Below are 6,691 nucleotides of genomic sequence, written 5' to 3'. Positions count from 1 at the left end.
CGACGTACTTCGGACTCGTCTCGCTGTACAAGATGCACGACTTCGAGGAGTACGGGAATCTCCGCGCTGGCATGGAATTCGGTGGTGAGGAGTGGAACGTCGAGTTCGGCTACGCCGACAATCCTGGCCTCGCGACGCCGGACGACAGTACCGACCTCGGTCGGTGGGACTGGCGACTCGACGACGTTCCCGAGTTCCTCATCCGCGTCTATCCAGCGGCCTATCAGTCGTTCAAGGACGCGAAGGACGAGAACCGGAAGCGCGCGTACTTCCGCGTTCGACCGCGGTGGCCGGGGATCACTTCGAAGAGCGGGAAGAACATCCCGAACCCGCACAATATTCTCGGCGTCGACGTCGAGACGCGCGGGAGCTACTTCGAGTTTGACCAGTATCCGAGCGTGCTGTTCGAGGCGCTGCGCGAGCTTCGCGAGCGGCAAGAGGAGTTCGGATGGAACTCGTTCACGGGCATCGACTACCAGGCACTCCATCCCGACGAGATACACGATTCGTCGAACATCACCGACGCCGAACTGTATGTCCGCGCGAAGAAGGGCGAGACCGGCAAGGTGTTCGCGCTCGACGGCACGCTCCATCGCATCTCGCTGATTCTCGGTCGCGAGCGGAGCGGCTACTCGAAGACGGTCCGTGACGACCGCGAGTGCGCCGGCTACTATCACACGGCGACGATCTGCGCGATGCGCGCAGCTGAGGTCGTCGGTGGACACGAGCTGCCGAAGGAGTTCAAGCACTACCACATGCGGAACCCCGAAGCGGTGTCTGGGACCGAACTCGAGAACCCGAAGATCGGTGTCTCTTACCAGAACTCGCTGTTCGACGACACCCTTCGATTCTCGGATGTCGACCAGCTACACAAGGAACTCGAAGAGGGACTGCTGAACGTCCTGAACTGGTCGAATCTTCCGGTGACGCCTGACCATCAGAAGTTCGTCGCGGACGACTACTTCAAAGTCGAAGGCGAGGCACGGATGGTCAAGGTCATTGACAACCCGCTTCCCCGAATTGCTCAGCAGCAAGACGACGAGATTCGGATGTTCGCCGCTGCGAACAATCTCTACGAGACGGACGTCTCGATCGCCGACGAGCTGGTGACCGACGGCGGCCACATCTCACCGGCGGAACTCGCCGAACGGATCGGCGTCCACATCGACACCGTCTACCGCGCGCTGAAGCGCCTCGGTGATCTCGTGATTCACGAGTACGGTCACGTCGAACTCGCCTCGAAGCACATCGCCGAGGGAATCGTCGAACACATCGAGTCTGCTCGACGCTCGGTCTCGGCAACCCTCGAAGAGGCGACGGACGATATCATCCGCGCCGATACGTACGGCGATGGCAACGGCCCATGGGGGCGCTGGCTGCGTAACTACGTCCGTGACCGGAAGGAACGCGACGATGGTCGCGAGCTTCTCGAACTCGCGCCGCAGGCGACGCGCGAGGAGGTCAAGCGTATCCTCCGAACAGGTGCTGCGAAGTGGGCCGAGGTGACCGGCAACGACTGGCGGCAGTTCGTCCGCGAGTTCGATGTCGTTGGTGAGGCCTACGATACCTCCGCGCCGTTGACGTACAGCTTCGGTCAGATGCGTCAGCTCATCGGCTGACGTTTGGTTTCGCGAGTGGCAACGCTGTTCTCGGACGTTAGTACCGGCAAAAATGTCTGTATTTTCAGGGAGCTAGCGACTGCATTTTTCTTGGCGCCGTCTCGCGTCGACCAGCGCCGCGACCGCCGTCACTCCGAATCCGGGGGGACCCCCCTGATTCTCCGTTAGATGTGTGGCTAAAAAGCCACACACCAAGATTACCGGAGTCTTCGCTGCGCTCAGACTCCAGATGAAACACATGAAACGGGGGTCGCCGCGCCTACTCGGCGCGGCTTGCGTTGACGCGGAATTCGAATCACCCACTAAACTCAGATTAGAAAACCAATGCCGTCATCAAAAGACACAGGTTAGTGAATGGTGTAGATTGCAAACATGAGTGAGGATGAGGAAGAACCAGAGGTTGCAAATTTTCAGGAGGCATTTGTATTTCTGAACTTCAGGGATCAAGATGGTGATGATCTTCAAGGATTTCAAGGGCTGAACCTACCGGTACCATCTGAAGGGGAACACATCGGCCTTGGTGAAGTCACTCTTACATCTGAGGAAAGTACTGAAGAGATGGATGTTGAACAAACCAGCAGCAATGCTGAAGTAGTATCAAGTAAAAAGCAATATTTCGCATTGTTTGAGAATACCGGAGAGGGTAAAAAACAAGCCTCAAGGGCACCAATGATATATGCTGATGTCGAATTAAGAATAGACGAAGACGAAGAAGAGCCCGAGGAATCAGGCCCTGATGAGTAGTCCAATTACCAATGACTACCGAAACTGAAAAACAACCCTCTGATCCTGCCCGTGCATTCTCTAGCTTTAGTGGTACCCAGGGTGGGGGCCAGTGGGACAAAGAAGAAATTTCGAGAATCCTCAAACAGGTAGAGCAGAAGCAAAAAGAAGCAAAACACCACCGCGAGGAACAGTTCAAGGAACTTTCAGAGAAGATTCGAAACGAAACGGAACGATTAGAGTCTCTTGAACAACTAAAATCTGAAAACTCGGAACTAGAGTCTAAGGTTGATGAGTTGAATGAAGAATTGTCAAAGAAAGAACAAGAGCTGGATGAATATCGACATTCAGTACCTAACTCAGCGTTTGCTTTCTTAGCCGTTGGGTTGGCTATGGCATCATACGGTGCGCTTGTTGCGACTGATCCTGTTTACTTAATCGGAGGGCTTGGAATCTCAGCTGTCGCGGTGACCGCAATCTATGAGTCAAAGGTATTGGGTAACAGAAAATCTTAGAATGAGCACTTCTGAAGTCATTAAAGCAATTTTAGAGGCGGAGTTAGGCTCGGTCACAGGGATAGTAGATTTAATCGTATGCGCACTGTGTGTCTCAGTGATTGCAGTTACTGGGATAACGCTGCGGGTGAGTGGTGAAATGCTAGAGTTCAGCATTTCAGAACCACCATTAGGTCACTATTTTGTTCTGGCTTTGGTCGCAATCTCGTCAGTTGTCGTGACAGCAAGTTTTCACAGCAAGTGAGTGGCTATTTTCACGTTTCTACAGAAACGTGCAATCGAGAGAACGTCCACCGACTCAAACGCTCGAAAAGCGCCATCTCAGACGAACCACTGAACCCGCCCGATGACTTATCCTGCGTGCTTCTCTAGAGAAACGTGAACCTATGCGAACCGAACGGAACAAGGATGGAACGTGGAACGTCTGGATGAATCGCACCGAGTATCGAGAACTCCCACGTCAAGCACACTCCGACCTCGCGGAAATCGCGCTCAGGCTGATGGGCGACTCTGGTCTTCGCGTCGCCGAAGTCCTCGACGTCACTCCGAACGATATCTCTCGACGCACCGACGGTCGACACTACAAGCTCGAAATCCGGAGTGGGAAAGACACCACGGGCGAACACGCACACGGGAAGCAACGTGAGACGTGGCTTCCCATCGACCTCGAAGCGCGAATCAATCGCTTCGTCCAAGACGGCAACGACATCGGCCCAAGCGACCCTGTCGTCCAACGCTCGAAGCGAACTCTCCAAGGGTGGGTCGACCGCGCCGCCGACGCAGCTGCGGACGCGACCGGCGACGACGACTACCGACGCGTCTCCAGTCACGATCTGCGCCGCTGCTGGGCGCATCACCTGCTCGTCGAGGAAGGAGTGTCGCCGCGAATCGTGATGGCACTCGGCGGCTGGTCCAGCTACGACGCTATCGAGCCCTACCTCGCAGCTCCGTCAGAAGAGAACATCATCAAGTCGTTGAGCGAGGTCTCCCTTTGATCCGAGAGAGGTTCTGAGCTACCAAACGTCCAGTTTGCTATCATCTGAATCTGGGCTGTTCTCGAGGGGGGTTTCTCTCACATTTCCGTCTCTTCCCCTCGGGACCCACGACTCTTCATCAAGTACGATTTGTTCGATGTCTTTTGCTGCCTCTTTCGCTACGGGTATTCGTAGTGGGTGGATCGAAACTACTGCCTGACCCCGACCAACGTATACAGGGGTCTGCTTGTGATCTGGGTCTTCGTAGGCCCGTTTGCAGTAGTCGTCGAAGATATCAGTGATTCTGTCGAGTTGTTCCTTGGCGAGCATGAAACCGTCAGTCGTAATCATATCCACCTCAAGATGTGCATACTTCTGACGCGTCTTTATCCAGAAGTGTGGGCAGTTTGCATCGTCTGCACGGGAAAATGCACTATTAACCTCCTTCTGGCTTTTACAGATTTCCACTGTCATAGTGTGATTTGCTACTGCCTTCCCTTTTATATCTGCGCCCACCACTAACTTCCGCGAATAGTACTTGTCGGATGCCCGAACTAGTTCAGTATTTTGACACCAGAGTTATTATTCGTAGGTTTCCAAGAGTTCTCTGTACTGCTCAAATGTCATGAGGTTATCTGGAGAATAGTCTTTCAAAGCATCTTGGAGGTCGCTGTCTTGGGTTACAAAAGTTAATCCATGGTTGATTGCTGTTTCTGCTCCAAGAGCATCCCAGTTCGAATTGGTATCGTCTTCAGGCATTCTGATAAGAATCTCTTCGTAATGCTTTGAATCGCCACCTCCAAATGGCCCATGTCCAAACGGGGAGCTACCAAACGGGGCAGATTCTAAATTAAGCAACTCTGGTTCCAGGGTATTCAGAACCGTTTGAATTGAGTCTTGGAGATCTTCTCGAAGGTTGTCAAAGTCGTCAAGGAATTCAATGTGCTGTGTGGATGGAACATAGTATTGGACCTCACTTGATGACTCCTCCACAAGAGCCAAATCAATTGTACCATCCTTAAATCGACTCAGTATAGAATTGTCCAAGACCAACTCACGCATATACTAAGATGTGGCCTATCTGTCCATAATTCTATTCAACACAAGCTACATTCTGAGAATAGCCTATTCTCGGAAATAGTCCACTATCGCACTAAGGAGTGAGCGACGGTCACGAAATAATCTACCCTCTCGGATTACTTCATTGGGTGTAGCCCAGAACGCCACAAGCAGGATAAGAAACAGAGTGCCAACGCTCGAGAGGGTGAACCAGGGAGGAATTGGCCCCAAAACCAGAGTGAGTGTAAGACGGTCGTTCCAATAATGCTGATTGCTAACCCCGTCTTCCCGAGTGCAAGCGAGGATTCAACTACATTGAGAAATCGGTTATTCCGGTCTATCCGATCTGAGTACGACTTCAATCGTTCGCGTAGATATTCGCCTTCATCATGCCTATCAAGTACATCTGCGATGTCATCAGTTGTTCCAGCGTAAGCGATTGCACGCGCTTCATTCCCTGTTGCCATACTGTGGCCGATAGCGCTGACTGCTAATCCACAGCCTGTGAAAATAGATAATAGGCGATGGGATAGACAATCATCCCACGGTGTGATATAGACTGCACACGACGTTGAACCGAGAGTCTGCTGGGCAACATCCAAACCGAGGAAAGAGACTGCCGTGAGAAACACACCGATAAAGAGTAGAGTAATTCGGAGCATCTGCTGACCCTCTTTAGCGAACGCACGGAAAGTCGATACCTGTCGGGTGAGCCTCTCCTTAGCGTTTGTATACTCCTCTCGAAGCGGAACAAGTTCGTCGTCCGATTCCCTCAAGCTGTCACTCATAGATTGGTGTCAAGATAAAACCACAAATATCTGACTGTTACCTCATTCCGACGGTTCAGTAAGAACAACACGAATGGTCCGAGTCGGAGATACTGAAAGTAACCTCTTCTCGGAAGCTGCTGAACCCACTACATTATCAACTCACTGCTGTGAACCCCGTGTTGAATACAGAGCGCTCATCTTACACAGAGTCAGTTCGGTGCAACCTCTACGTCAGTTTATTATCTGATCCCGACAAATCGCTGAAAAGTCTTCCAAAAGGAGAGTTCCCCCAACGGATAGTCGAGGCGTTCCACTGATCTCATCAAGTATGCGTGACGGTCTCGGCGCTTGTCTTGAGCATCTGAATCGAGGGTATCATCCATCTCGAGATCAACCCGCGCGATCTGTTTCAGACGAGACATCTCAGTCAATATATTCTCTAGTTCTCGCCTTTCTCTATCATTGAGTAGCATCGTGGTCTCGCTATACGATTCCAGAAGTTGCTCATGGAGTTGCCACACAAACGAACCCTCAATCATACACTGCTCAAAAATAATCTGGCCGCTCGTTCTCTCTAGCCATCCGATGACGTTGTTCAGCTGATCGATCTTTTCTTTCCTATTTCTGTAATAAACGAGAAATTGCCCGAGCAAGACACCAGAGACGGCACCGAAGAACACTACGGAAAACTCAACAGCAAGAGACTGGAGTTCCATGGCAGATAGTTCGATATGCTCTGTTCATTACTCTTTAGCTTGGAGGAGCATATTCCTCGAACATCGTATTACGCACCGGGCTGCAGTAGGCCACAGTGACTAGTGCTGACTACACCCTCTATATTCAGCACAATTTCAACAAACCATCAGTAGCCGAAGGTAACAGCCAAACCACGACTTGTAGCATCATTGCTTCCTTGACTAATCTCTTCTCGGAAGCCGATGCTGTCCAACGCAGGGATAGTGGTAAGTTGTCTTACGATTTATTCATTTTTGTATGGACTTTCGCTGTCGTGCTTGTGATGAAGGTTTTTC

8 protein-coding genes are annotated in these 6,691 nt (G+C 51.8%); 5 read left to right on the top strand and 3 right to left on the bottom strand.

The annotated features are described in order from the left end of the window. The 4 genes from NKF06_RS19175 to NKF06_RS19160 all read left to right on the top strand — a co-directional run. A partial coding sequence (locus NKF06_RS19175; protein ID WP_253246323.1) for an AsnC family protein occupies positions 1-1,619 on the top strand: 1,619 nt, incomplete at its 5' end. Between the two features lie 372 nt (positions 1,620-1,991). Beyond that, positions 1,992-2,363, top strand: coding sequence for a hypothetical protein (locus NKF06_RS19170; RefSeq protein ID WP_253246322.1), 372 nt, complete (start codon positions 1,992-1,994; stop codon positions 2,361-2,363). An 11-nt stretch (positions 2,364-2,374) separates the two neighbouring features. After that, positions 2,375-2,857 (top strand): hypothetical protein, encoded by a 483-nt coding sequence (locus NKF06_RS19165; protein WP_253246321.1) that lies wholly within the window; start codon positions 2,375-2,377, stop codon positions 2,855-2,857. 386 nt (positions 2,858-3,243) lie between these two features. Continuing rightward, positions 3,244-3,852 (top strand): site-specific integrase, encoded by a 609-nt coding sequence (locus tag NKF06_RS19160; protein ID WP_253246320.1) that lies wholly within the window; start codon positions 3,244-3,246, stop codon positions 3,850-3,852. A gap of 18 nt (positions 3,853-3,870) precedes the next feature. On the opposite strand, the gene NKF06_RS19155 is transcribed toward NKF06_RS19160, so the two are convergent. From NKF06_RS19155 to NKF06_RS19145, 3 genes are all read right to left on the bottom strand, one after another. Beyond that, positions 3,871-4,305, bottom strand: coding sequence for a hypothetical protein (locus NKF06_RS19155; RefSeq protein ID WP_253246319.1), 435 nt, complete (start codon positions 4,303-4,305; stop codon positions 3,871-3,873). Positions 4,306-4,413: 108 nt separating this feature from the next. Further along, a complete protein-coding gene (locus NKF06_RS19150) occupies positions 4,414-4,893 on the bottom strand; it encodes a hypothetical protein (RefSeq protein ID WP_253246318.1) in 480 nt (159 codons plus the stop codon). 1,006 nt (positions 4,894-5,899) lie between these two features. Further along, positions 5,900-6,376 carry a hypothetical protein gene (locus NKF06_RS19145; RefSeq protein WP_253246317.1) on the bottom strand — a complete coding sequence of 159 codons (477 nt, stop codon included), beginning with the start codon at positions 6,374-6,376 and terminating at the stop codon, positions 5,900-5,902. Between the two features lie 95 nt (positions 6,377-6,471). Between NKF06_RS19145 and NKF06_RS19140 the strand changes: the two genes are divergently transcribed. Beyond that, the coding region (locus NKF06_RS19140) for a hypothetical protein (protein ID WP_253246316.1) at positions 6,472-6,691 on the top strand (220 nt) is incomplete at its 3' end.

Origin of the sequence: Haloferax sp. AB510, from assembly GCF_024136985.1 — an archaeon.
Lineage (GTDB): Archaea > Halobacteriota > Halobacteria > Halobacteriales > Haloferacaceae > Haloferax.
This window is presented reverse-complemented; position numbering and strand designations above follow the sequence as displayed.